This is a genomic window from Streptomyces sp. NPDC052036, from assembly GCF_040680495.1.
In the GTDB taxonomy this organism is placed as follows: Bacteria; Actinomycetota; Actinomycetes; order Streptomycetales; family Streptomycetaceae; genus Streptomyces.
This window is the reverse complement of sequence record NZ_JBFAWW010000130.1, coordinates 1-1339: the sequence shown is the minus strand read 5'-3', so window position 1 is coordinate 1339 and position 1339 is coordinate 1. Positions and strand designations below refer to the sequence as shown.

2 protein-coding genes are annotated in these 1339 nt (G+C 71.8%); both read right to left on the bottom strand.

Going from position 1 to position 1339, the window contains the following annotated elements; translation table 11 throughout:
• Positions 1-824: beta-ketoacyl synthase N-terminal-like domain-containing protein (locus AB0L95_RS42205; RefSeq protein WP_365171993.1), on the bottom strand; the 824-nt coding region annotated here is incomplete at its 3' end.
• A 6-nt stretch (positions 825-830) separates the two neighbouring features.
• Positions 831-1339, bottom strand: a 509-nt coding sequence (locus AB0L95_RS42200) for a phosphopantetheine-binding protein (RefSeq protein WP_365171991.1), incomplete at its 5' end; no start/stop codon positions are given.

The following is a 1339-nucleotide window of genomic DNA, read 5'->3' as shown; positions in this document are numbered from 1 at the left end:
GACAACCGTTCCACCAGCACCATCCCGACGCCCTCCGACCAGCCGGTGCCGTCCGCGCCCGCACCGAACGACTTGCACCGCCCGTCCGCCGCCAGGCCCTGCTGACGGGAGAACTCCATCCAGGCGCCGGGGGTCGACATGACGGTGACCCCACCGGCGAGTGCCATCGCACATTCGCCGTTCCGCAGCGCACGGACCGCCAGATGCAGCGCGACCAACGACGAGGAGCAGGCGGTGTCCACGGTGATCGCCGGACCGTGCAGGCCGAGTGTGTACGCGATCCGGCCGGAGGCCACGCTGGCGGCGCCCCCGGCGAGCAGATATCCGCGCAGCTCGTCCGCGCCGGTGTCCATGTCGGCGTAGGTCTGCCCGGCGAAGCCCATGAAGACGCCGGTGCGGGTGTCGCGCAGCGAGGCCGGGTCGATGCCGCCGCGCTCGATCGCCTCCCAGGCGACTTCGAGCAGCAGGCGCTGCTGCGGGTCGGTCGCCAGGGCCTCGCGGGGCGACATGCCGAAGAACTCCGCGTCGAAGTCGCCGGCGCCGTCGAGGAAGCCGCCACGGGTGGAGTCGGAGCGGGCGGCGAGGTCGTCGAGGTCCCAGCCGCGGTCGCCGGGAAAGTCGCCGATCGCGTCCACGCCGTCGGCGACGAGTCGCCAGAGGTCCTCCGGGGTGCGGACGCCGCCCGGATACCGGCAGGCCATCGACACGACGGCGATCGGGTCGTCGCCCGCCTCCAGGTCGGCGACGCGTTCCCGGGTGCGCTGCAGTTCCGCGGTGACGCGCTTGAGATACGCGGTGAGCTTCTGCTCGTTCAGGGTGGTCATCGGCGATCAGCTCGCTTCCGGGCCGAGTTCTTGGTCGACGAGTGCGAACAGGTCGTCGAGGGACGGGTCGGATTCGGGGCTCAGCAGGGTGCCGAGGTACTCGGCGAGTGCGGCCGGGGAGGGGTGGTCGAAGACGAGCGTGGCGGAGAGTGTCAGGCCGCTGATCCGGTTGATGCGGTTGCGTAGTTCGACGGCGGTCAGCGAGTCGAAGCCGATCTCGTGGAACGGCCGGTCGGGGTCGATCGCGCCGGGGTCGGCGTGGCCGAGCACGGCCGCGGTCTGCTCGCACACCGCGTCCAGCACGTACGAGTCACGGTCGGACTCGGGGAGTTCGGCGAGCCGTTCGAGCAGGCCAGGGTCGGCAGTCGTCGCTGCGGACGCGGTGGCCGCGACGGTCTGCGCGGGTGCGCCGTCGACGATCCAGTAGTGCTGGTGGTCGAAGGCGTAGGTGGGCAGGTCGGTCCGGCGTGCACCGCTGCCCGCGAAGAAGCCGGCCCAGTCCACCGGCACACCCG